1 protein-coding gene is annotated in these 1266 nt (G+C 66.2%); it reads left to right on the top strand.

What is annotated here, in order from left to right; genetic code table 11:
* The coding region (locus ACLD7X_RS16855) for a TonB-dependent receptor domain-containing protein (RefSeq protein WP_411424844.1) at positions 1-1265 on the top strand (1265 nt) is incomplete at its 5' end.
* Between the last annotated feature and the right edge of the window lies 1 nt (position 1266).

Here is a 1266-nt window from a genome sequence, read left to right as displayed (position 1 = left end):
TCGACATTTCCAGCCTGCCGGCCGGCACGCGCCTCGGTGCGTTCTCAGCGGCGAATAACGCCCCGATCGGCGGCGTGTCCTCAGCCGTCGCGCTGTGGAGCGTGCGCACCCCCGGCGCGACGAGCGGCATTCCATCGGCCTATTCCGAGACCGAAGTGGAGCAAAGCTCGCTGTTTGCTCAAGCCGAGCTTCAGCCGATCGAGAGCGTGGTGCTGCGCGGCGAGGTCCGCTCCACCCGCGAAACGCGCGCGACCGACATTCGCTACGGCGCCACCAACGGTCCCCTTGGCGGGCGACCGCTCACCGCGCCATTCGGCAATTTCTCCAACACCTGGGAGTATGTGAACTACCGGGTGGGCGCAGATTGGCAGGCCACCGACACCATTCTGCTCTATGCCTCGGTCGCCACGGGGGAGAACGCCGGCGGCTTCAACACCGGGGCGACGGTGGCTGCGGACTACACGTTCGATCCTGAGTCCAACACGACCTACGAAATCGGGGCCAAGACGGTCTGGTTCGATGGGGCGCTTGTGCTGAATGGCGCCCTCTTCTCCGTCGACTGGAAGGACGCCCAGATCAACGGCCCGCCCAGCGCCGGCTCCACCAGCCCGGTCAATGTGGTGCGCAACATCGGCGCGATCGAGAGCTCCGGGGTCGAGCTGGAGTTCAACTTCGCCGTCAACGATTACCTCACCGTCACGGGCGGCTTCTCGACCAACGACGCCCAGTGGGGCGCGGGCAGCTATGACACCAACGGCGGGGCCCTGATTGCGGCGGGCGCGAACCCCGCCACGACAGGCGCGCAGGGCGGGGCGGTGCTCGCCTGCCTTCAGCAGGCCTGGTGCCGGGGCCGTGTGACGACCATCCCGACCGCCAATCCCGCGCTCGTGCAGACCGCGATCGACATCAAGGGCCTGCGCACGGTGCGCACGGCGGAGGAAACCTGGAACATCGCCGCAGACCTCGAAGTGCCGCTTGCAGGCGATTGGACCGGCTTTGGCCGCGTGCAGTACAGCCATCAGGGCCCGCAGGTCTTCACGATCAACAATCTGATCAAGGGCGGCCAGCGCGACATCGTCAACGCCAGCGTCGGCGTGCGCGGCGGGCGCTGGACGGTGACGGCTTATGTGGACAACGCGCTCGACGAGCAGTCGCCCACCAATACGCTGTTCAATCCGACTCTGAACAACTTCCGTGCGGCGTTCGACCCGATCTACACCAACGGCCGGAACTATGGGGTGACGCTGAAGGTCGATCTATTCTGAT

It is taken from the genome of Aphanothece microscopica RSMan92 (genome assembly GCF_046613545.2).
Taxonomy (GTDB): Bacteria; Cyanobacteriota; Cyanobacteriia; order PCC-6307; family Cyanobiaceae; genus NIES-981.
Note: the sequence above shows the minus strand (reverse complement) of the source record. Positions and strands in the feature narration are given on the sequence as shown.